This is a genomic window from Streptomyces sp. NPDC050610, from assembly GCF_040654875.1.
Classification (GTDB): domain Bacteria; phylum Actinomycetota; class Actinomycetes; order Streptomycetales; family Streptomycetaceae; genus Streptomyces.
This window is the reverse complement of record NZ_JBFAIV010000032.1, coordinates 59,851-82,098: the sequence shown is the minus strand read 5'-3', so window position 1 is coordinate 82,098 and position 22,248 is coordinate 59,851. Positions and strand designations below refer to the sequence as shown.

General features: G+C 71.8%; 20 protein-coding genes. 8 read left to right on the top strand and 12 right to left on the bottom strand.

The features are described from left to right. Position 1 precedes the first annotated feature (1 nt). The 6 genes from AB0I22_RS31075 to AB0I22_RS31050 form a co-directional block, all read right to left on the bottom strand. Entirely contained in the window at positions 2 to 499 is a 498-nt protein-coding gene (locus AB0I22_RS31075) for a PaaI family thioesterase (RefSeq protein WP_363134299.1), read from the bottom strand. Between the two features lie 352 nt (positions 500 to 851). Beyond that, positions 852 to 2,051, bottom strand: a complete 1,200-nt coding sequence (locus AB0I22_RS31070; RefSeq protein ID WP_363134297.1) for a ferritin-like domain-containing protein — start codon at positions 2,049 to 2,051, stop codon at positions 852 to 854. A 72-nt stretch (positions 2,052 to 2,123) separates the two neighbouring features. Then, on the bottom strand, positions 2,124 to 3,533 hold the full coding sequence (locus AB0I22_RS31065) for an MFS transporter (RefSeq protein ID WP_363134296.1): 1,410 nt from the start codon (positions 3,531 to 3,533) through the stop codon (positions 2,124 to 2,126). Between the two features lie 402 nt (positions 3,534 to 3,935). Next, on the bottom strand, positions 3,936 to 4,703 hold the full coding sequence (locus tag AB0I22_RS31060; RefSeq protein ID WP_363134295.1) for an SDR family oxidoreductase: 768 nt from the start codon (positions 4,701 to 4,703) through the stop codon (positions 3,936 to 3,938). Between the two features lie 223 nt (positions 4,704 to 4,926). Continuing rightward, on the bottom strand, positions 4,927 to 5,667 hold the full coding sequence (locus tag AB0I22_RS31055) for an LppX_LprAFG lipoprotein (RefSeq protein ID WP_363134294.1): 741 nt from the start codon (positions 5,665 to 5,667) through the stop codon (positions 4,927 to 4,929). Between the two features lie 200 nt (positions 5,668 to 5,867). After that, entirely contained in the window at positions 5,868 to 6,836 is a 969-nt protein-coding gene (locus AB0I22_RS31050; RefSeq protein ID WP_363134293.1) for a LysR family transcriptional regulator, read from the bottom strand. Between the two features lie 125 nt (positions 6,837 to 6,961). On the opposite strand from AB0I22_RS31050, the gene AB0I22_RS31045 reads away from it, so the two are divergent. Beyond that, positions 6,962 to 8,122 carry an iron-containing alcohol dehydrogenase gene (locus tag AB0I22_RS31045; protein ID WP_363134292.1) on the top strand — a complete coding sequence of 387 codons (1,161 nt, stop codon included), beginning with the start codon at positions 6,962 to 6,964 and terminating at the stop codon, positions 8,120 to 8,122. A 79-nt stretch (positions 8,123 to 8,201) separates the two neighbouring features. Here the strand turns inward: AB0I22_RS31045 and AB0I22_RS31040 are convergent, their stop codons facing one another. From AB0I22_RS31040 to AB0I22_RS31030, 3 genes are all read right to left on the bottom strand, one after another. After that, entirely contained in the window at positions 8,202 to 9,644 is a 1,443-nt protein-coding gene (locus AB0I22_RS31040) for a CoA transferase (RefSeq protein WP_363134291.1), read from the bottom strand. Positions 9,645 to 9,751: 107 nt separating this feature from the next. Continuing rightward, on the bottom strand, positions 9,752 to 10,747 hold the full coding sequence (locus tag AB0I22_RS31035; protein ID WP_363134290.1) for an MDR family oxidoreductase: 996 nt from the start codon (positions 10,745 to 10,747) through the stop codon (positions 9,752 to 9,754). Positions 10,748 to 11,049: 302 nt separating this feature from the next. Next, positions 11,050 to 11,910 (bottom strand): LysR family transcriptional regulator, encoded by an 861-nt coding sequence (locus AB0I22_RS31030; protein WP_363134289.1) that lies wholly within the window; start codon positions 11,908 to 11,910, stop codon positions 11,050 to 11,052. A gap of 123 nt (positions 11,911 to 12,033) precedes the next feature. On the opposite strand from AB0I22_RS31030, the gene AB0I22_RS31025 reads away from it, so the two are divergent. The 3 genes from AB0I22_RS31025 (at position 12,034) to AB0I22_RS31015 (ending at position 14,629) form a co-directional block, all read left to right on the top strand. Beyond that, on the top strand, positions 12,034 to 13,215 hold the full coding sequence (locus AB0I22_RS31025; RefSeq protein ID WP_363134288.1) for a YbfB/YjiJ family MFS transporter: 1,182 nt from the start codon (positions 12,034 to 12,036) through the stop codon (positions 13,213 to 13,215). 22 nt (positions 13,216 to 13,237) lie between these two features. Next, positions 13,238 to 14,269, top strand: a complete 1,032-nt coding sequence (locus tag AB0I22_RS31020) for a nitronate monooxygenase (RefSeq protein ID WP_363134287.1) — start codon at positions 13,238 to 13,240, stop codon at positions 14,267 to 14,269. Positions 14,270 to 14,344: 75 nt separating this feature from the next. Beyond that, positions 14,345 to 14,629: an acylphosphatase gene (locus AB0I22_RS31015; protein WP_363134322.1), complete on the top strand. Its 285-nt coding sequence runs from the start codon at positions 14,345 to 14,347 to the stop codon at positions 14,627 to 14,629. A 33-nt stretch (positions 14,630 to 14,662) separates the two neighbouring features. Here the strand turns inward: AB0I22_RS31015 and AB0I22_RS31010 are convergent, their stop codons facing one another. From AB0I22_RS31010 to AB0I22_RS31000, 3 genes are all read right to left on the bottom strand, one after another. Next, positions 14,663 to 15,535: an oxaloacetate decarboxylase gene (locus AB0I22_RS31010; RefSeq protein ID WP_363134286.1), complete on the bottom strand. Its 873-nt coding sequence runs from the start codon at positions 15,533 to 15,535 to the stop codon at positions 14,663 to 14,665. A 148-nt stretch (positions 15,536 to 15,683) separates the two neighbouring features. Further along, on the bottom strand, positions 15,684 to 16,400 hold the full coding sequence (locus AB0I22_RS31005; RefSeq protein WP_363134285.1) for a GntR family transcriptional regulator: 717 nt from the start codon (positions 16,398 to 16,400) through the stop codon (positions 15,684 to 15,686). A gap of 152 nt (positions 16,401 to 16,552) precedes the next feature. Then, the gene (locus AB0I22_RS31000; protein WP_363134284.1) at positions 16,553 to 17,257 is read right to left on the bottom strand and encodes a Clp protease N-terminal domain-containing protein; all 705 of its coding nucleotides are present in this window, start codon (positions 17,255 to 17,257) and stop codon (positions 16,553 to 16,555) included. A gap of 351 nt (positions 17,258 to 17,608) precedes the next feature. On the opposite strand from AB0I22_RS31000, the gene AB0I22_RS30995 reads away from it, so the two are divergent. The 4 genes from AB0I22_RS30995 (at position 17,609) to AB0I22_RS30980 (ending at position 22,234) form a co-directional block, all read left to right on the top strand. After that, positions 17,609 to 18,709: a lectin gene (locus AB0I22_RS30995; RefSeq protein WP_363134283.1), complete on the top strand. Its 1,101-nt coding sequence runs from the start codon at positions 17,609 to 17,611 to the stop codon at positions 18,707 to 18,709. 16 nt (positions 18,710 to 18,725) lie between these two features. Next, positions 18,726 to 19,298 carry a hypothetical protein gene (locus AB0I22_RS30990; protein WP_363134282.1) on the top strand — a complete coding sequence of 191 codons (573 nt, stop codon included), beginning with the start codon at positions 18,726 to 18,728 and terminating at the stop codon, positions 19,296 to 19,298. A gap of 473 nt (positions 19,299 to 19,771) precedes the next feature. Continuing rightward, positions 19,772 to 20,983, top strand: a complete 1,212-nt coding sequence (locus tag AB0I22_RS30985) for a sialidase (RefSeq protein WP_363134281.1) — start codon at positions 19,772 to 19,774, stop codon at positions 20,981 to 20,983. A 24-nt stretch (positions 20,984 to 21,007) separates the two neighbouring features. Further along, a complete protein-coding gene (locus AB0I22_RS30980; protein ID WP_363134280.1) occupies positions 21,008 to 22,234 on the top strand; it encodes a chromosome condensation regulator RCC1 in 1,227 nt (408 codons plus the stop codon). Positions 22,235 to 22,248 lie beyond the last annotated feature (14 nt).

The window sequence follows — 22,248 nt, the reverse complement described above, 5'->3', positions numbered from 1 at the left end:
ATCAATCCCCCTGTGGTGCGGGCCCGTTGGCGGACCGCAGCACCTTGATGAGTTCCGCTGGAATGCGCTCGGGGTTCTGCCCGAGCACGTCGTCGGTCAGTAGGTAGAACGTGCCGTCCGCCACGGCGACGATCTCCCCGTCGCCCGTTTCGACCCGGCCGGTGGCCCGTACCGAGATCTCGTCCCGCTTGACGATCTCGGCCCAGGCGGTGTGCTCGGTGTCGGTCTCCATCGGCCGCGCGTAGCGGATGCGCAGACCGGTGGTGAAGGCCGAGACGCGACCGGAGCGGTACACCGCCTGGGCCAGCGTCTCGTCCAGGATCGTCCCGACGATGCCGCCGTGCACGACCCCGGGAAACGATTCGTAGTCCGCGCCGAGTTTGACGCGGGTGGTGAAGACGTCACCATCGCGTTCGAAATCCAGATGCAGCCCGATGGGATTGCTCGGGGCGCAGCCGAAGCAATTGGATTCTGTTTCCGCTGTCGTGGACTCGGGCATACCGGTTCCTCTCGTCGGTTCCTGCGGTCGTATGGCGGATCGACGAGAAGAATCGGCTCGGAATGTGCTGATGCCCGCTGTGCATTTCCCCCGTCGTACCTTTCTGACACGCCGGCGCCCGCCCGCTGGACCGGAGCCGGGGGAGTTCCCCGACGGCTCCGGTCCGGCGCGGGCCGGTGCGGTGACGCACGTCGGCGACGACACGTCGGCGGCGAGTGACACCGCACCGCCGACAATCGGCAGGCAGCGGGCGGAGTCACCCGGCGCCTGTTGCCCCGCCGGGCACGGCACCGCGGATCGGCGTACGTGTGTGGATGTGACCGAGTGGCCGTGCGCTGTGGGACGAGCGCGGCTAGACCAGCGTGCGCAGCTTGCGCTTGATGTCCCGCGACGTCTCGATGGCGTCGTCGTCGGCCAGCCGCCGGACCATCGACAGCACCTTCTCGTCGGCGGCGTCCGTCGCGCCCGCCTCGACCGCCTCGATCCGCCGGATGCCGTTGGCGGAGGTCGAGTGGGGGTAGAAGTGGCCGGCCGGGTGCTTGAGGCCCTGGCTGCGGTCGGCGAGCCAGACGTAGGCCATCTTCAGGGCGGCGACCTTGTTCTCCCTGCTGCTGTCGCACAGTTCCTGGGAGAAGACGTAGAACGCCCTGGCGTGCCGCGACTCGTCACGCCCGAGCAGCTTCCACACGCGCTTGATGACGGGCTCCGTGGTGTCCGCCGCGAGCGCCTTGTACAGCTCGGCCGCGCGGCATTCGGAGATGATGTTCATCATGAGCGTCCCGGCGCGGGTGTCGCCCATGGGGTACGGCTCCCGCTTGTACAGCGCGTGCTTGGAGCGCACCTTCACGCCCAGCCGGTCGAGGCACCGGGCCTGTACGAGCGAGTGCCGGGCCTCCTCGGCCCCCCACATCAGCGCCCAGGAGGAGAAGCTGGTCTCGCCCTCCCACTCCCGCAGGAAGTTGTGGGCGCCGGGGAGGGTGCCGAATTCGATGATCGCGGCTTCCGTGAGGAAGTCGATCTCCTCCGCGTCGAGCATCTCCGGCTGCATCCGGTCGAGGTCGAGTTCTTTCCAGTCCCACCGGGTGGTCTCGAACCAGTCGAAGATCTTGTTGTACGTCGTGTCCAGGTAGTACTCCGTGTAGTTCTCGTCCTGGACCAGCGAGTGGTAGGCGCGCATACCGATCTCGGCCCGGTCGGTGAATCCGTAGCCGTCGAATTCCGACGGAGCGAGAATGTCCTCGACGTCCAGCGTCTCGGCCCATCCGGGTACCCGGCCGCCGGCGCTCTCGCCGACGACGTACGCGCGGGTCTTGGCGAACTTCTTGTGGTCGCGCAGTTTCCGTACGGCGTGTGGAGCGGACGAACCGCTGCCGCCGACGAAGACCGCCGCGAGGACGTCCCCTTCGTCGAGGTCGTGCAGATAGCGCTCGAAGACATCCGGCCGGGGCCGGTCGAGAGTGATCTCGCCGAACCGTGCCAGGGACAACTGGCTTTCCGGCCGGATGCCGGGCAGACAGTCGACGTAGGCTATTCGGGTATGGCTTTGCTTCATGAGGCTTCCCCCTTGACCTCGGATGACAGGGTTTTCGCGCGCAGTTCGGACTGCGGCACGGAGTTCGGATCGCTACACGGAGTTCGGAGTTTTGCGCGGAGTGCGGGACGGAACGTTCCGCCTGCGTGGAACGGGCGACATGCCCACTGCCGTGACGGCGCCCAGGAGCATGAAGACGCCGATGGCGATCCAGGCGTGCCCGAAGGCCCGCTGGGTCTCGTCGTAGGTTTTCGGAGTGCCCAGCAGGGTCACCAGCAGGCTGATTCCCAGCACGCTGCCGATCTGCCGGCTCATGTTGACCACGGCGCTGCCGGTGGAGAAGCGCTCCTGCGGCAGATCGGTGGTGGCGGTGGACAGGATGGTCGGCAGAGCGAGCCCGACGCCTATCCCCCCAACGAGCCACCCGGGCAGCAGAGTTCCCGCGTAGTCGGGTTTCTGTGCGAGCTGCTGCCACATCAGCGTCACGCCGACGGCGCACAGCAGGCAGCCCAGAGCGGCGAGCCGGCCGGCCGGGACCCGGTGGGCGAGCCTGCTCGCCACGATCGCGCCCAGCGGCACCATGAGCGGGCCGGGCGCGACGCCCAGGCCCGTGCGGAGCGCGGAGTAGTCCCAGACGTTCTGCATCCACAGGATCGCGCAGAGCAGGTTCGCCGCGAACGCGGCGCTGAAGACGATCGCCGTCGCGTTGGACCAGGCGAACACCGGCACCCGTAGCAGCGCGGGCTCGATCACCGGCGAGGCGTGGCGCCGGGACCGCAGCCAGAAGCCGGCGAAGCCCAGGACCGCGGCGGCCAGGATGACGGTCACGAGCACGGCGGACCAGTCGTCGATCTTCACCAGGCCCAGGGCCAGCAGCCCGACGGCGAGGGTCAGCACACCCGCGCCCGCCAGGTCCGGCATCCGCGAGGGCGCCGTGTCACGGGAGGACGGCAGCCTGCGCGCCGCCACCACCAGGGTCGCCAGCCCGATCGGCAGGTTGACCAGGAACACCCAGCGCCAGGACGCGCTCACCAGCAGGCCGCCGAAGACGGGCCCCGCCGCCGCGGCGAGCGCCGCGCTGGCCGACCAGATGCGCACCGCGCCCGAGCGCCGCTCGGGCGGGAAGACCGACAGCAGCAGCCCGAGGCTGGCCGGCGTCAGGGCCGCCGCCCCCACGGCTTGCAGCACCCGGAAGGCGACCAGCATCCACAGCGAGTTCGAGGCGGCGCAGGCGCCGGAGGCGACCGTGAAGAGCGCTACGCCGAGCAGGAACCCCTCCTTGCGCCCGTACCGGTCGGCCAGCCGGCCCAGCGGGACCAGCAGCGCGGCGAAAATGATCGCGTATCCGTTGAGAATCCAGGAGAGATTCGACAGTGACTCGCCCTGGAAGTCACGTCCGATGTCATCAAATGCAACGTTGACGATGAAAAGATCCAGGCCCGCCATGAACGCGGCGATCGATAGGATCGATAAAAGGAGGCGGGATTGACCCGGCGTCAGCATGGCTGGGATGCTAGTTGACCGGGAAGTAAGATCACAACGTTTCTGTTGGTAACGGTACTTCGACTTTTGCGGAGGGGGTTATTCAGCGCTGCCCTCATCGAGGACGAAAGCTGCCGGAAGTACTTCGAAATTCGGGGAACCGGAAGGGCGGCCGTCGCTGTCGGCGCCGTGGCCCGGGGCCGGTCCTCCCGGCGCGGCGCGGGGCGCTGACGAGCGGGGCCGCGCGGACCGGCCCGCACGTGAGCGGTGTCGCGGACGGCGCCGGTGCGCATCCGGAGGCGCCTTCGCCAGGTGCGGCCCGGCAGGTCGAGCGGAGGCCGCCTTCGACGCCACCGGGCTCCGGCGCCCGTCCGTGCGACGATCTCGCGGTACGGGCCAGGGGGCGCGGTGCGCCGCGTACCGCTACAGGTTGACGCCGCCGGAGACGTCGACCTTGGTGCCGGTGATCCAGCGCGCGTCATCGGAGGCCAGGAAGGCGACCGCGTCGGCGATGTCCGCGGCCCGGCCGACCCGGCCGAGCGCCGTCCGGCCGACGGTGCTCTCCAGGTGCGCCGGATCCGCCAGAGCGTCGGCGGTCATGTCGGTGCGGGTGAAGCCGACCCCCACGGCGTTGACGGTGATGCCGCGCGGGCCGAGGTATTTGGCCAAGGTGCGGCTGAACACATCGAGCGCGCCCTTGGTGAGCGGATAACCGATGCTGCCGCCCGACGACGCCACCCGGGTCGAGACGGACGAGATATTGATGATCCGGCCGCCCTCGCGCATCCGCGGCAGCAGCCGCTGCGTCAGAAAGAACGGCGCTTTGACGTTGACCGCGACCATCCGGTCGAACTCCTCGGGAGTGAGAACCTCGATCGGCCGCCCCATGAAGTTGAGCCCCGCATTGTGCACGAGAATGTCGAGCGCCGATTCCCCTCGCGCCGCCAGCCCTTCATCCAGCCCCGCCACGAGTTTTTCCACGTCTCCCGAGACTCCCAGCTCCGCCCCCACGGTGAACGCCTGTCCGCCGTCCGCCGCGATGCCCGCGGTGGTCTCCTCGGCCGCCGCCTCGCTGGAGCCGTAGTGCACCGCGACCAAGGCGCCGTCCCGCGCCAGGCGTTCGGCGATGCTCCGCCCGATTCCCCGGCTGCCGCCGGTGACCAGGGCGACTTTTCCGCTGAGTTTTCTCATGCGTTCACCGTAGTCAGGCGAAGAGGCGCCGAAAAGATCCAATAAGGCAACCCGGCATTGCTCCGGACATCAAGTCATCGGTGGATTCCGTGCGATGGATTTCACCCGGCGCAACTTTCGATTCACTCCGGCGCACGGAGCGGGGCCGGATCGCGGCCGTCCGGTGCGACAGCCGCCCCGCCAGGGCCCCGCGGGCCGCTGACCGGGCGGGAGCGTGAGCGCGTCAGCCCGGCAGGGGGCCTCCGGCCTGGGGCATGGGGGTGACCTTGCCGGGGTCGGGAGCGTGGGCCTCGACGGGCTTCCCGAAGCCGGACAGGTTCATCGTCGCCGTGCTGCCCGCCCCGGCCATGTCCAGGGTGAGCCGGGTGCGTACGACCCGGCCGCTCCCGTCCACCCAGACGTCCGCGGGCACGGAAAGCTCGCCGAGCATTTCCTGTATCTGTGAGAGTTTCGCCCGCGCGGTCTGCGCCATGCGCAGCTTGACCGCGTCGGCGTCGAGCACGCCGCGGTAGTGCGTGGCGGGCGCGCCGCCGACGGTCTCCTGCCCGACCTTCGAGGTGTGTCGCATCCGGGCTATCTGGCGCAGGACGTGATCGGGATCGTTCATCGGCGCCCGCAGTGGGTAATGGGCCTCGGCCTCGCCCCTGCGGATCGATCCCCATGTGCCGTGCTGCTCGGGGAATCCGCCGAGGTAGACGGTGTCGTCGGCGAAGATCTCGTCCAGGTGCGGCCCCTCTTTCCCCTTGTCGGAGGCGGTGCCTTGGTACAGGCCGGCCCGCAGGCGCCCCTTGGCGCCCGGCCAGTCGAAGGCGCCGTGGAGGGCCACGGTGAACGTCATGCCGCCGCCTCCCGTCTGGACCGTCCCGTCGACGCGGGCGGTGGTCTTGGTGGTGGCGGCCACCGCGGCCCGTACCGCCGCCCCTTCGTCGACGACCTTGGCGGCCGCGGACGCGGAGGCCTTCACGGGCTGCTCCTGCCGCGCCTTCGCCGGCCCGCCGGAACACCCGGCGCACAGCAGCGCTGCCGCACCGAGAGGAAGGAGGACGGGGAAACGCCGCATGGAACTCTCCGCAGGGGTAGTCGGGTTGCCGACATACCAACCATGCCGGGAATGTGATCCTACCGCCGAACTTTCGGGCATACGTACGAGGGAAGGCCCCGCCGTCAGGACGGGAGCAACTCGGCCCCGCGCTCGGCGACTTCCTGGCGCAGGGCGTCCCGCACGGCCCGTACCGCCGGGTGGGTGACCGCCTCGCGGCGTACGGCCAGCGTGATCGGGAGCCGGATGTCGATCTCGTGGGCCAGCAGCCGCCGCAGCCCCGCACCGTGGGTGAGGAAGGCCGGCAGGACGCCGATGCCGGCTCCCAGGCGGGCGGCTTCGAGCTGGGCGAAGACGTTCGTGGAGGAGAACGCGGGGGTGATCCCCGGCAGATGGCGCTCGATGTCGAGGTCGCCGACCTGGAGCATCGACTCGATGTAGAAGATCAGCGTGTGGTCCCGCAGTCCGGCGGCCGACTCGGGGGACCCGCACCGGGCCAGATACTCGTCGGCGGCGTACAGCCCCAGCGCGTAGTCGGTGAGGTGCTCGGTCACCAGGCGGTTGCCCGCGGGCCTGCCGATGGCCAGGGCCAGATCGAAGCCCGACGGATGCAGCGTCAACTGGCGTGTCGCCGTGATGAGTTCGACCTGGAGGTCGGGGTGGTGCCGGCGGACCCGGGCCAGGGCGGGGGTGGCGATGACGGTGCCGAAGGCGTCGGGCGCGCTGACCCGCACGGTGCCGTGCAGCGAGGGCGAGTCCTGACCGGACACCGCCTCGGCGACGCGGGCGAGCGCGTCCTCGATCGCGCGGGCGTTCTCCGCGACGGCCTTTCCGGCGTCGGTGAGCGCCCACCCTTCGGCGCCCCGCTCCATCAGCCGCAGCCCGAGGCTCTTCTCCAGCGCGGCGATGCGCCGGGAGACCGTGGTGTGGTCCACGCCGAGCGCGTCGGCCGCGGCCACCAGACGGCCCGTACGGGTGACCGCGAGCAGATAGCGCAGGTCGTCCGCGCGGATCCGGCGGGGATCGACCGTGCCGCGCCCGGTCCGCCGGGAAGGGGGCGGGTTCATGTCGGGCGGACGGGAGCGAGGGGGCACGGGAGCAGCGTATCTGCGTATACGCACATCGCGTCTGCGTTTTTGGTGCTTGATCGCACATCGCCGGGCGCGGCACAGTCGAACGACTCGAAGCGCCTCACCGCCCCTCCACAGAGAGGTTCTCCATGATCGCGAACCTGTCCCTGCCCCGGCTCCTGCGTATCGGCCGCGGCGCCGCCGACGAACTGGGCGAGGTCGTCAAGGGGCTGGGGCTGAGCCGCCCGCTCGTCGTGACCGACGCGTTCCTGGCCGGTACGGGCGCCGCCGCACAACTGGCCGCGACGCTGAAGAAGGCGGGCCTGCACCCGCTGGTCTTCTCCGGCACCGTGCCCGACCCGACGACCGACTCCCTGGCGCCGGGCGTACACGCGCTGCGCGAGCACCGGGCGGACTCCGTGATCGGGTTCGGCGGCGGCAGCCCGATGGACACCGCCAAGGCCCTCGCCCTGCTCGGCGTACAGGGCGGCCACATGCGCGACTACAAGGCCCCGCGCGTCAACCTCGGCCCGGCGCTGCCCGTGATCGCGGTCCCCACCACCGCCGGCAGCGGCTCCGAGGCGACCCAGTTCACCATCGTCACCGACAGCGAATCGGACGAGAAGATGCTCTGCGCCGGCCCGGCGTTCCTGCCGCTCGCCGCCGTCGTCGACGTCGAACTCACCATGTCGATGCCGCCCCGGCTCACCGCCGACACCGGCATCGACGCCCTCACCCACGCCGTCGAGGCGTACGTCAGCCGCAAGGCCAACCCGTTCGCCGACAGCCTCGCCCGCACCGCGATCGGCGCCATCGGCCGCCATCTGCGCCGCGCCTACGCCGACGGCGGCGACGCCGAAGCCCGCGAGGCGATGATGCTCGCCGCCACCCAGGCCGGCATCGCCTTCTCCAACTCCAGTGTGGCGCTCGTCCACGGCATGAGCCGCCCGATCGGCGCGCACTTCCACGTCGCCCACGGCCTGTCGAACGCGATGCTCTTCCCCGCCGTGACCGCCTTCTCCGTGGACGCCGCGCCCGGCCGGTACGCCGACTGCGCCCGCGCGCTCGGAGTCGCGACCGCCGAGGACGGCGACGCTACGGCCGCGGACCGGCTCGTACGGGCGCTGCGCGAACTCTGCACCGACCTGGAGGTCCCCACCCCCGCGGCCTACGGCATCGACAAGGACGAATGGGTCCGCCTGACACCGCTCATGGCCGAGCAGGCGCTCGCGTCCGGGTCCCCGGCCAACAACCCGAAGTCGCCCACCGCGGAGGAGATCCAGCGCCTCTACGCGGAGATCTACGCCTGAGCTCCCCGGCGGACGAAGCCGGGGAGCGGCGCGGCGGACGGCGGCTCCGACGGGGGAGCGGCGCAGCGGGTGGCCGGACTCAGCGCGGCAGCCACTCCGGCCGCGAGCCGCCCAGCCGCGGCGTCGTCCCCCGCCAGCGGGGCGCCGTCTCGGACATGCGGAGGACGGGTCCGAGGCTCTTCAGGTCGCCGTAGGCGGTGGCGTCGTCGGCCACCGCGTACCGTGCGAACTCCGCGGGGTCGAGCCGGCCCGCCGCGTCCTCGAAACCGCTGATCAGCCCCTGCCGCTGGATGAGCATCGCGGACTGGCAGAGGGAGACCTCGACGTGATATGAACCGCCTTCGCGGGCGCGGCGGGCGAGGGCGAGCATCGCGCCGTAGCTCCCCAGGAACCCCGTGAGGAAGTCGCAGAGGAAGACCGGTGTGAGCTGCGGGCGGCCCGCCCGCGCGGCGCGCCCCTGGATGTCGCAGACGCCGGTCACGGCCTGCGCCACCTGGTCCCAGCCGGCGCGGTCCCCGAACGGGCCGCCCGAGCCGAAGCAGTTGACGCTGACGTACACCGTTCCCGGCCGTACGGCCGCGAGGTCGGCCGGGCCGAAGCCGTGCGCCTCCAGCCGGTGCGGACGGTACCCCTCGATGAACACGTCCGCGCCGGAGGCGAGTTCGCGCAGGCGCGCGGCTTGGTCGGGGCGGGTGAAGTCGAGGTAGGCGCTGCGCTTGCCATGGCTGGTGTCGCGGACGAACGGCTCCACCTGGGGGAGGTGCGGCGCGGTGACCATCAGCACGTCGGCCCCGTGCTCGGCCATGCTCAGGGCGGCGGTGGGGCCCGCGAGGATGCGGGTGAGGTCCAGTACGCGGACGCCGCCGAGCGGTTCGGCGCCGGCGGGCAGCGGCTCGGGGGCGCTGTCGCCGATCTTGGTGATCTCCACGACCGGGCGCGCGGCGAGATAGGCGCCCTGCGGGTGGTCCAGCCACTCCTGAGCGGTACGGACGACCCCGCCGCACGCGTCGGCGGCGGAGATCGCCTCTTCCAGGTCGTCCGCCTGCCACCTGCCGACCGCCGCCTCCACCGAGGCGGGATCGGCCTCGCAGCCCAGCACGTCCAGCACCCGCCGTTCGAGGTGCGGAAGGTTGAAGTGCGGTACGAACCAGCGGTCGTCGGCGGTCCGCCAGGGCTGGGTGAGCGACGCCATGTGCTCGACGTCGGTCGAGACCGGGATGGGCCGGTACGCGCCCGCCGCGTCGCGGGCGAGCGTCATGTCCTCACCGCCGAGGGCCGTGGCGGCCGCGGCCCGTACGTCGACCCCGATCTTCTGCCGCCGTCCGGTCCGCAGCTCCCACAGGTCGTTCGCGGCGACGGCACGGGCCGCGAGGGCGTCGGCGAGGGTGCGGCCGACGCGGAACGGCGAGGCGAACAGCGGGTCGGCCCCGGTCGTCGTCACCTCACCGGGCGCCGGCGGCGCGCCGTCCCGGAGCGCCATGAGTTCGTCGAAGGCGCGCGGCCCTTCCTGTGCGGTGGTCATGTGCGGTTCTCCTTTGTACGGTCCCTGCCTCGTCCGCCACGCGCGGTCTCCCGTGGCGGGTGCGGCAGGGGGCTGGTGCTGGGTGCGTCGGTCCGCGCGCGGCCGGGTCAGTGCGCGCGGACGTCGACGACGACGCGGCCCGTTCCCCGGCCGGCGAGCATGTCGGCGGCGGCCTCCTGAACGGCCGCGAGGGGGATGGTCCGGGTCACGCTGTCGAGCAGTGCCGGGTCGAGATGGTGTGCGAGGAGCTGCCAGGCGGCTTCGCGGCGCTCGCGCGGGGTGCGCACGGAGTCGATGCCGATCAGGGAGACGCCGCGCAGGATGAACGGCAGGACGTTCCCCGGGAATTCGGCGCTCGCGGCGAGGCCGCAGGTGGTGGCGGTGCCGGAGTGCCGCAGGCCGGCGAGCGCGCCCGCCAGGAGCGGGCCGCCGACCGCGTCGACGACGCCCGCCCAGCGCTGCTTGGCGAGCGGCCGCCCCTTGGTGTCGAGTTCCGCGCGGTCGACGACGCGGGCGGCGCCGAGCGCGGTGAGCCGCTCGTGCAGGAGCTCCGGGCGGCCGGTCGCGGCGATCACTTCGTAGCCCGCGCGGGCCAGCAGCGCGACGGCGATCGAACCGACGCCGCCGCCCGCTCCGGTGACCAGGACGGGGCCGTGCCCGGGGGCCGGCCCGTGCCGTTCCAGGGCGAGGAGGCTGAGCGCGGCGGTGAATCCGGCGGTCCCGACGGCCGCGGCCTGGGCCGGGGTGAAGGGGTCGGGCACCGGCACCAGGTCCTCGCCGTCGACGGCCGCGAGCCCGGCGAGCCCGCCGTGCCGGTCCTCGCCGAGCCCGGCGCCGTTCAGTGTGACGAGGTCGCCTGGGCGCCAGCGGTGGTTCCGGCTGGTGAGGACCTCCCCGGTGACGTCGATGCCGGGCACGAGGGGGTGGCGGCGGATCACGCCGGGACGGCCCTGGAGGGCGAGGGCGTCCTTGTAATTGACGCTGGAGTAGTGCACGCGCAGCGTGGTGTCGCGGTCGTCCAGCACACCGTCGTCGAGTTCTTCGAGCGCGGCGCGGTGCCCGTCCGGGAGCTCGTGGGTGATCCAGCCGGTGAATGTCGTCATGGGGCGGCCCTTCTGTCGCGAGTGCGGCGGGCGGCGGCGGGGCCCCGGCCTCGTACCGGGCCGGTCCGACGTCCGGGAGCCCTGCGGAGTGCCTCGCAGGGTTCCATGGAGCACTTCCGTGAACCCTGCGGAGAACTCCCGGCAGCCCCGCGGAAGAAGCGGGCCCGGACGCCGTCAGGGGCCGGTGCCACACCGACCGCCGTTGCACCCTCGACGCTAGTGACAGGCCGGGGCCCGGGGAAATGCCTGCCGCGGCACATCGATGCGCGGCGGACATGGCGGCTGGTGACCGGCCGGATACGTCACTGGGGCGTGCTCCGCAGGGCGGCGTCCAGGAAACGGCGGATCAGCGTCCGCCGCGTGTCGGGCAGATGGACGAGGCGCACCGGACTCGGGGGCGCGTCGGTGAGGGGGATGAAGCGCAGGGCCGGATGCTGGGTACGGCGCTCCGCGACCTCGGGGACGATGCCGATGCCCCGGCCCGCGGCCACCGTCTCCAGCCATTCGTCGTAGTTCGCCGTCTCGATGACCTGCGCCGGTCGCCGGCCGTCGGGCCACGACCAGGGGCCGGTGGTCCCGCTGACGGTGTTGACGACCAGCGCCCAGTGCGGGATGTCGGCCCACTCCAGATGGGTGAAACGGGTCAGGTCGCTGTCGCGCGAGCAGACGGCGACCCGCGGCTCGTCGTACAGGTGCACCGTCCGCACCCCCGCCGGCACCTCGGCGTCACCCCGGACGAGGGCGATGTCCACCGTGCGCTGCCGCAGCGCCTGCACCGGGTCGTCGGTGCGGGTCAGGCCGACCGAGGCGCCGGTTTCCTCCTCGAAGCGGCTGAACGTCCGCTGCGCCCAGGGGTCGGGCAGCAGCCAGCTGAAGCCGAGCCGGAGGGCGCCGCGGTGCTGGACGGAGGCCAAGGCGTCGTCCAGGGCGGCGAGCACCCGCTCCGCGTGCTCCAGGAACCGCGCGCCGGTCTCGGTCGGCTCGACGTGCCGGGAGGACCGGTCCAGGAGCAGGACGCCCAGCCTGTTCTCCAACTGCGCGATCGTGCGGCTGAGCGCCGGCTGGGTGATCAGGAGCTCCTCGGCGGCCCGTGAGAACGAGCGGTGGCGGGCGACGGAGCCGAAGGCCCGCAGATGGCGAAGTTCGATGTCCGTGCCCGTCACGGCCCTCACCGGCGTCCATGCGCGTCATGCATAGCGGCAGCCTAACGGGCATTTCTCAGGCGCGTACGGGCTGCCTAGCGTCGAAGGCGGCCCCTGAACGCCACCAGGAAGGTGACCACCGCCGTGCATCCGTCGACCCCGCCCCCGCCGCGTACGACATCCCCGTGGGCGATCGTCGTCCAGGGCGCGGCGGCGCTCGCCGCGGGCATGGGGGTCGGCAGGTTCGTCTACACGCCCGTCCTGCCGCTGATGCGCGATCAGGCCGGGCTCTCCGCCGCGCTCGGGGCGAACCTGGCCACGGCCAACTTCATCGGCTACCTCCTTGGCGCCCTCGTCGGCATCGCCGCTCCCGCCGTCGTGCGGTCGGCGGCGGCGCTGCGCGGATCGCTGGTCGTGCTGGTCGGCACGCTGGCGCTGATGCCCGCCACGCACGACGGCGCGGCCTGGTTCGTACTGCGGCTCGTGGCGGGTGCGGCCAGCGCGCTGACCTTCGTGATCGCCGTCAGCACCATGCTCACCGGCCTACGGGCGCACGCCCACCACCTGGTCGGCTGGGCCTTCGGCGGGGTCGGCGCGGGCATCGCCCTGTCCGGCCTGCTGGTCGTCGCCGTGGAGGCCGCGTCCACCTGGCGGGCGGCCTGGCTCACCTGCGCCGCCCTCGCCGCGGTGCTCGCCGCGCTCGCCTGGCCGCTGGCCCCGCACCGGCACGCGGCCGAACCCTCCGAGACGGCCCGGCCGGCCGAACGGCCCCGCACCCGCCGCTGGTTCGTCGCCCTGCTCGCCAGCTACACCTTCGAGGGCATCGGCTACATCATCGCCGGGACCTTCCTCGTCGCGGCCATCCAGGAAGGCGTGCCCGGCCGGCTCGGCGGCGGGGCGTGGATCGTCGTCGGCCTCGCCGCGCTGCCCTCCTGCGCCCTGTGGACCCGGCTGGCCCGCCGCTGGTCCCGGCCCGCCCTCCTGCTCGCCGCGCTGATCATCCAGGCTGTCGGCATCGCGCTGCCCGCCGTCGCCGGCGGCCCCGTACCCGCACTCGTCTCCGCGGTGCTGTTCGGCGCCACCTTCATGGGCGTCAGCACGATCGCCCTGTCGATCGGCGCCCACCTGCGGGTGCCGCGCGCCGTGGCGCTGCTGACGGCCGGCTACAGCGCGGGCCAGATCCTCGGCCCGCTGCTCGCCGCCCCGCTGCTCAACCACGGCTACCACCGGGCCCTGCTGCTGGGCAGCGTCATGGTCGCCCTGGCCGGGGCCGCGGCGGCCGCCGTCTGCGTCCGTTTCCCGCACCACCTCGCCCCCGCGGCCTGACCCCGTATCCCAAGGAGCGATCATGAGCACACTGCTGACCGGTCTCGGCATCGACCGTCCGATCCTCGCCGCGCCGATGGCCGGCGGGCCGAGCACGCCCGCCCTGGTCGCCGCGGCCGCCCGCGCCGGAGGGCTGGGATTCCTGGCCGGCGGGTACAAAAGCGCGCAGGCGCTCGCCGGGCAGCTGCACGCCGTCGAGGCCGAGGGCGTCCCGTTCGGCGTCAACCTCTTCGTACGCAACCCGGTGCCCATCTCCCCTGAGGAGTACGGCCGTTACGCGCGCGTGCTGCGGGAAGAGGCCGACCGCTACGGGCTGGCCCTGCCCGACACCGGACCGCGGGACGACGACGACCACTGGTCGGAGAAGATCGGCCTGCTGCGGGCCCACCCCGTCCCCTGGGTGTCCTTCACCTTCGGCGTCCCCGGCGGCGACGTCATCGCGAGTCTGCGCCGGGCCGGCACCACCGTCCTGCAGTGCGTCACCACACCCGACGAGGCGCGGCGGGCCGCCGAGGCCGGGGCCGACGCGCTGATCGTGCAGGCGCCGGCCGCCGGCGGCCACTCGGCGACGCTGAACCCCGACCGGCCGATCGGCTCCGTCGCCCTGCCCGACCTGGTCGCCGCGGTACGCGCCGCCACCGCCCTGCCGGTCGTCGCCACCGGCGGCATCGCCGTCCCCGAGGACGCGGCGGCCGCCCTGCGGGCCGGCGCGGACGCCGCCATGGTCGGCACCGCGCTGCTGCGCACCGAGGAGAGCGGCGCCTCCGCGCCCCACAAGGCGGCGCTGGCGGACCCGGCCTTCGACAGCACCGTCCTCACCCGCGCCTTCACGGGACGGCCGGCCCGCGCCCTGCGCAACCACTTCACCGACCGGTACTCCGACAGCGCCCCGGCCGGCTATCCCGCCCTGCATCACCTCACCAGCGGGCTCCGCAAGGCCGCCACCGCGGCCGGCGACACGCGCCTGATCCACTTGTGGGCCGGAACCGGCTACCGGCAGGCCAGGATCGAACCCGTCTCCCGCACCATCGAGCGGCTGACCAGCCGGCTCTGACACAGCCGGCCCGTACGGCGCGTCCGCCCCGTACGGGCCGGGCTCCGCCACCGTTCCCCCGAAGGGCTCCCCGTGCTGATCCGACGACACGTCCACGTCCGCGGCCTCGTACAGGGCGTGTACTACCGCGACACCTGCCGCCGACTGGCCCGCGAGACGGGCGTGAACGGATGGGTCCGCAACCTCCACAACGGCGACGTGGAAGCCGTCTTCGAAGGCTCGCAAGGCGACGTCGAGCGGCTGGTGGGCTGGGCCGCCGAGGGACCGGGCGCCGCCGAAGTGACTCAGTGCTCCGTGGCCGCCGAAGACCCCGAAGGCGACCAGGATTTCCGTGTCCTGGACGACGCCCCGGCCGCGTAATGCGCTCCGGCCGGCCGGAGCGCGTACCGCCCGTCAGGCCTCGTAGCGCCGTTCCAGCTCCTCGTACTCGGCGCGGCGGACCAGCCGCTGGCGCTCCTCCCAAGGGGCGAGCCGGTCCATGACCGGCGCGAGGGAACCGGCGTCGCGCAGGCCGGCCAGCACGGTCTGGGTGCCGAGGATGGCCGCCTGCATCGCCGCGTTGGCGTACAGGAGGACGGAGTAGCCCATGGCCGTCAGCTCGTCGCGCGGCAGCAGCGGAGTCTTGCCGCCCTCGACCATGTTGGCCAGCTTGGGCACGTCCGGGACCGCCCGGCCCGCGGCGAGCAGCTCGTCGCGCGAGCGCAGCCCCTCGATGAACAGCACGTCCGCCCCCGCCTCGGCGTACAGCGCGGCACGTTCGAGGGCTTCGCCGAGACCGTGCCGGGCGCGGGCGTCGGTGCGGGCGATGACCAAGGTGTGCGCGCTGCGGCGGGAATCGACGGCGGCGCGGATCTTCTGGGCCATCTCCTGGGCCGGGATCACCTCCTGGCCGTCGAAGTGGCCGCAGCGTTTCGGGGCCGCCTGGTCCTCCAGCTGCACGGCCGAGGCGCCGGCCTTCTCCAGTACGCGGACCGTGCGCGACACGGCGACCGCGTTGCCGAACCCGGTGTCGGCGTCCACGGCGACCGGGATGTCCACCGCGTCGGTGACGGCCGCGACGTGCGCGGCCATCTCGGGCAGCGACACCAGGGCGAGGTCCGGCAGGCCGAGGTAGGTGTTGGTGACCCCCGCGCCGGTGACGTAGACGGCGCCGAAGCCGAGGTCTTCGGCGATGCGGGCGGTCAGCGCGTTGGCCACGCCGGGGAGGAGCAGTCCGCCGTCGGCGGCGATGAGTTCCCCGAGGGAGGGGCGGGCGGGGTCGTTCATCGGCCGGTCACCGCCGGTCCGGGTGGCGTGCGGCGAAGGGCGCCGTTCATGGGTCCGCCTTTCTGGCTGCTCTCTTTGATGTGTCGTCGGGGTACGGCCGGGCAGGGGCCGCCGTCGGCCGCTGGGGGAGTCGGCGCCGGGCCGGCCCTCACGTGGCGCGGTGCCCCTGGTCCGGTGCGTCGAGTACGGCGCCGCCTCCCAGGAGGCCGCCGCCCACGTCCTCGGCCATGACGGCCAGGATGTGGCGCAGGCTGTTGTTGATGTGGACCGCCGTCGCCTCGGCGGCCCGGGGTTCGTTGCCCTCCTCGATCGCGGCGCAGATCGACAGGTGTTCGGTGACGGTTTGCAGCATGCGGGCCGGCCGGCGGCGCGCGATCTGCCGCAGCCGTTGCAGGTGGCCGCGGAGCCCGGCGAGGCTGGAGACGAGGTACGGGTTGTCGGCCGCCTCGTCGACGGCCGTGTCGAGCCTGCCGATCAACTCGTAGTACCGCGCGTAGTCGCCGTCGGCGGGCCCGCCGGTCTCCAGCTCGCCGCGCTGCGCCTCGAACTCGGCCCGCAGCGCGGCGAACCGGGCGCGCTCGGGCCGGCGGGCGCACAGCCGGGCAGCGTACGGCTCCAGCGCCTCCCGCATCTGGAAGAGGTGCACCACATCCCGCAGCGCGATCTCGCTGACCTGCGCGCCCCGGCCGGGAACCATCCGGACCAGCCCCTCGTGGGCGAGCCGCTGGATGGCCTGGCGCAGCGGCGTCCGGGACACGGCGAGGCGCTCGGCGAGCCGCACCTCGCTGAGATGCGCGCCGGGCGGGACCTGCCAGTGCACGATCTCCGATCGCAGCAGGTCGTAGGCCCGTTCGCTCTGTGACACCACGAGGCTCCTTCGGGGGCGTGTCGGCCGGGTCCGTCGGCAGCGGCCTGTTGACCCGTCTGCCGGCAGCGCCGCGGTGCCGAATGTACACCCTTAGTATGCAGGTGAAAAACACCCTGTATACAGAGCCTCCGAGGTGACGGACTGTTTCGTTACCGCTTGTCGCGCGCGGCGAGCCGTTCGGCGACCTCGGTCCTGACCGTCTCGTGCAGTTCCTCCGGTGTGAAACCGAGGTCGCGCAGGATCTGGGCGGCCGGGCTCTCCTCGACGCGGATCAGGCCCAGCAGTGTGTGTTCCGTGCCGATCCAGTCGTGGCCGAGGTCGGCCGACGCGCGGCGTGCCTGTTCGATGGCCTCCTTGCTCTCCGGCCGGAACGCGATGTGCCCGCGCAGCGCCTTCTCCCCGGCCGGCGGCATCGCCTCCTCGATCGCGTCGCGGACGCGCTGCGCCGACTCGGCCTTCGCCGCCAGCACGTCGTACGCCAGGCTCCGCGGTTCGCCGAGCAGGCCGAGCAGCAGGTGTTCGGTGCCGATGAAGTCGTGCTTGTGCGTTCGGGCGGCCTCCTGGGCCAGCACGATGCTGTGCCGGTTCAGGTCGGTGAACCCCTCGAACGGGGCGGGCGTGTGGCGTTGCTGCGCGGCCTGTTTGGACACTCCGATGGCGTCGCCGATCTCGGTCCATGACGCGCCGGTCCGCTTCGCCTTGCTGACGTAGTGGTCGATGAGCTGGTCGCCGAGGTCGGACAGGGTCTGGGCGCGGAGCCGCGCCTCGCTGATGCGGGTCAGTTCGTTGGCGTCGGGGAGTTCCTCGTCGAGCCGGGTGATCAGGTCGGCGAGGCTGATGTCGAGTGGGCTCATGCGTCAACTTTAAGTTGACGATCCCTCAATCGTCAACCTGCAGTTGACGATTGCTCCGGCGGGGACGGGCGCCATCGATCACGGCGAACCCCGCTCCGGTCGCCGGGGGACTACAGGGCTCTCGCCCCGAAGGGCACCGCCGATCCGGCCCCTGCCCGCCTCCCGGCGGCGCGGGCGAATTCGCGACAAAGGGACGTGGCCCGAAGCTGTCGCGCCGACTTGCCGCGCGGCTGCACCGGGGAGTGGACTGTGCGGCTCGGGGTTCCTGCCATCCTCCCCAGAAAGGGCGTGACCATGGCGGCGAAAGCAGCGAGTGAGCCCATTCCGAAAAGGAAGGAATACCTTCCGGTCGTGACGGCCGACCCGACCAAGGTCGAGGTCCACAGCCTGCGGAATGACCTGCACAGCATCGGTCTCACCTGTGAGCAGACGGGAGACGACTATCTCCACCAGTTCATCAGGGAAGTACGCGCGCAACTCCCGCGCACGGGCCAGCTCGAATCCTTTCTGATCGGAAAGCGGAAAGACAGTCTGCGGCTGTCCTTCTCGCAGCACGCCGAGGATTTCGTCGGCGAGGTGTCGGGCCTCACGCGCGATGCCCTGGACCAGGTCACCGAGCGGGCCAACAAGCACCCCGGCGCCGCCGACTTCTTCGAGTCGCTCACCGCCGACAACCCTGGCGGCGCGCACTTCCTGCGCCAGCTCGCCGGTGTGAAGCCGTCCGATCCGCGGTTCGTCGAGAAGTTCGCCGAGAACAATCCGGCGGGCCTGCTGCTCGTCACCGAGCTGGCCGCGCGGGACATCGTGCCGACCTCTTCGGGTACCTGGGACCCGGGCGGCGACCAACTGGTCGGCGAGTACGCGGGCACACTCGCGGAGATCGTGAACGCCACCAGGTTCCAGCGCCTGGAGCAGCGGCCGGAGAAGCAGGACAAGAACAACGCGCATGCGGGGGACCAGCCCGGAAAGCGCTGGGGAGTCACCGGAAAGAAGTCCGAGGAATACCGGGGCGAGTTCTCCACCGTGGACGCGATCAAGCAGAAGTACAAGGAGGTCGGGCTCGTCGCGTCGGCCGCCGTGGTCGAGGGATTGGAACCGCAGAATCTGGAGTCCATGCTCGCCAACCAGATCGGGCCGCTCCAGGACGCGAGCGCCGAGAACTACGACTCCAGGAAGGACGGAAAGGACGAGGAGATCCTCGTCTTCCTGGCGCTCGACCCCTGGGTGGACAGCGAGAACGTCACTCACGCGACAGGGCTCGGCGTGCTGTCCGTCAACTGGCGCCTTCGCATCAAGCGGTACAAGCGGAAGGACAAGCACGGCGGCACGAAGCACGACACGCAATTGGAAGTCTGGGTGCGCGCGCTGCGGTACCGCTCCGTCTACAAGGAGCCCGCGAACACCACCACGTTCGAGGATCAGCTCACCGAAGACCGGAAGCTGGCCGACTGACCGGGAGGAACCTGCCATGAGCGAGCACGAGACGTCCGCGGAGCAGGCCGGCGAGCCCATTCCGAAGCCGAAGCTGGAGATCTACAGCAAGCTGCCCGCCGCGAGCAAGAGCGTATTCGACCGGTCCCTCGTCTTCTATTCGACGTCGACCGAGCGGAAGGCCCTCGTCCTCTACACGCCGGATCTGCAGAACATCGGCTGCATCGACAACACCGGCTCCGCTGCCTCCTCGGAGTACTCCAAGAGCGTCGAGACCGGATTCACGCTGTCGACCACCACGACTCTCTCCCTGGAGTCGACCGTCGAGGTCAGCTTCGAGGTCGTCAAGGCCTCGCTGACGGTGGGCTTCAGCATTTCGTTCACCGAGCAGTACTCCAAGGTCACGACGGAGACCATCCAATTCGCCGTCCCGGCCGGGAACAGGGCGTTCACCTACCAGGGTTATCTGCGCACGGTGGTCATCAAGCACGACGTCGCCCAGTCCAAGTACGCGTTCGATCCCACGACGCACAGCAGGTTCCTGACCAATGTGCTGGCCACGTCGCCGGACCCGCTGGAAGGCCATGAGGTGAAGTTCTTCACCAACTGACCGGCTGCGCCAAGGAGCCCCGCAACGCCTTGCCGGGTTGCGGGGCTTCGGCGATGGCTTCAGCGATGGCTTCAGCGAACGGCGCGCGGGGAGCGTCCTGTCGCGACGTACGCCGGGCCGGGCGCGTAGCTCAGTCACCGGCTCCCGGCCGGTATCCGTGCCGAGCAGCGCCTCGGCGGCCGCGGAGCCGAGCGAGTCGGCGAGCCGTTCGGACTCGGAACGGGCGCTGGGAGCCCCCGAGCCGCTGCGGCATACCACCAACAGTCACAGTTCGTAGCGGTTCGGGCACCGCGCGTAACTCCGGAGTGTGAGTGATCCACCGCATGGAGTGATCATTTCCGCCTTGCTCCCGTAACCGCCGTCTCCCGGCTCCAAGATCTCGGACGTGGCGATCACCGCACGGCTCAACAGCCCGACGAGCCGCCGGAGATGCCGATATCCGGCATGCCATGAAGTCGAGAGGACGGCTGAGATTGCGCAAGACGACAGGCGGCAGATGGGGCGCCACGAGGGCGGCGCTGGTGTCGGCGGCAGCGCTCGCCGCGCTGGCCGGGTCGGCCGCCGCGGGCCAGGTGCAGGCCGCTTCCGGCCCCGAGGTCATGAGCTGGGGGGCCGGCGGCGCCGGGCAGTTGGGCGATGCGGGCATCGCGGACCGCTGGTCGCCGGGGCCGGTGACCGGTCTGAACCGGGGCCAGGTACGGGAGATCTCCGCGGGCGGGACGGGGAGCGCGAACTCCTTCGCCGTGGCGCAGCTGGAGGACGGTTCGGTCCGCGCCTGGGGGCATGACTCCGCCGGGCAGTTGGGCAACGGCACCCGGCACGACCGGGCCACCCCCGACGCGGTCAACGGGCTGCGGGACGTAGGCGATGTGGCGGCGGGCGGCGCGCACGCCCTGGCGATCAGCAAGGGCCGGGTCTGGGCCTGGGGCGAGAACGGGGACGGCCAGCTGGGCGTCAACCGCTCCGGCGACGACAGCACGATTCCCGTCCGGGTGCCGAGCGTCTTCATGGCCCGGCAGGTGGCCGCCGGCTGCGACTTCAGCCTGGCGCTGATGGAGGACGGCACGGTGTGGGCCTGGGGCAGCGGCGCCCGCGGCCAGCTCGGCACCGGAGACCGCGCCTCGCAGGACGTACCGCAGGAGGTCAAGGGGCTCCCGGCGAACATCGCCGAGATCACGGCCGGCTGCCACCACGGCGTCGCCCGCGCCGAAGGCGGCGAGGTATGGGCCTGGGGCGACAACCTCAAGGGCCAGCTGGGCGACGGAACCGCCAAGAGCAGCAGCACCGTGCCGGTCAAGACCCGGTGGCTGAAGGACATCCGCCGGATCACCGCCGGCGGAGATCACACCCTCGCGATGCGCAACGACGACACCGTCTACGGGTGGGGCAGCAACCGGTACGGGCAGTTCCTGGAGCCGGACGCGGCCAGTGAGCCCGACGCCGTCCGCACCAACCGCAGCACCCCGGTGGCGATCGACGCGCTCGACGGGGCCCGCGACCTGGCCGCGGGCCGCGACCACAACCTCGCCGTCTTCGACGGCAAGGTCGTCGCCTGGGGCGCGAACGGCGAGGGCCAGCTCGGCAACGGTACGAGCGTCAGCCGCTTCGCGCCGGTGACCGCCGTGCGCGGGGACTACCACCACGTCGCCGCCTCGCTGGCGGGCAACACCAGTTACGCGTACTGAGCGCCGAGGAAAGGCATGCCTCCCATGAACACGAAGCAGACGGACCGGCGGACGAGGCGGACGAGGCGCGCACTGCGCTCCACGTACGGTGCGGTGGCCGCCGCCGCGGTGCTCGCGACGCTCGCGGGTGCGGCCGCCCCGGCCGCGGCCGGCGCCGGAACCCCCGACCCGTGGGTGTACAGCTGGGGCCAGAACGCCTCCGGCGAGCTGGGCAACGGGTCGACCGTCGAGCAGCACACCCCCGGGCCCGTCCAGGGACTGGCCCGCGAGGACGTGAAGGAGCTGGGCGCCGGGGGACTTACGGTCACCGGGCCGTTCGCGGTGGCGCTCCTGAAGAACGGAACGCTGAAGTCCTGGGGCGACAACAAGTACGGGCAGCTGGGCAACGGGTCCGTCCAGGCCCGCTCCTTCCCCGCCGCGGTCGCGGGCCTGAACGGCGTCAAGTCCCTCGCCGTGGGCTGCGGTCACGCGCTGGCCCTGAAGAGCGGACGGGTGTGGGCCTGGGGCCGGAACGACAACGGCCAGCTTGGTGATGGCACGACCAGTGCCAAGGACATCGGATCCCCCAAGCCGGTCGCCGTACAGGGCCTGGACAAGGTCAAGGCCATCGCGGCCGGCTGCCATTTCAGCATGGCGCTGCGACAGGACGGCACGGTATGGACCTGGGGCGCCAACAACAGGGGGCAGTTGGGCATCGGCACCAACAGCAATCACAACACCCCACAGAAGGTGCCCGGGCTCGGCCACGTGACCGCACTGGCAGCCAGCTCCTATCACTCCGCCGTGCTGACCACCGACCACACCGTCACGACCTGGGGCGCGGGCACCGCCGGTCAGCTCGGCAACGACACCGTCGCGGACAGCACCACACCGGTCGAGGTGAAGCACCTGGAGGGCGTCGAGAAGCTCTTCGGCGGGGCCCACACCGACTTCGCGCTGATGTCCGACGGAAGCGTCAAGGGCTGGGGCCATAACAACGTCGGCCAGCTCGGCGACGGGACGACGGTCAACCGTACGACCGCAGTGCCCATCGACGGCCTCAACGGCGTCCGGGACATCGTCGCCAGCAACCAGCACGCGGTCGCCCTGCTCGACGACCAGTCCGTCGTCTCATGGGGACTCAACGCCAACGGCCAGCTGGGCAACGGCAGTACGGAGAGCGCCGCCAAGCCCGTCACCACGCTGGCCGCCGGCAGCGGCGTCAACCACCTCGCCGCCGGCCGCAACGCGCACTTCACCTTCGCCTACTGAACCGCCTCCCTCGA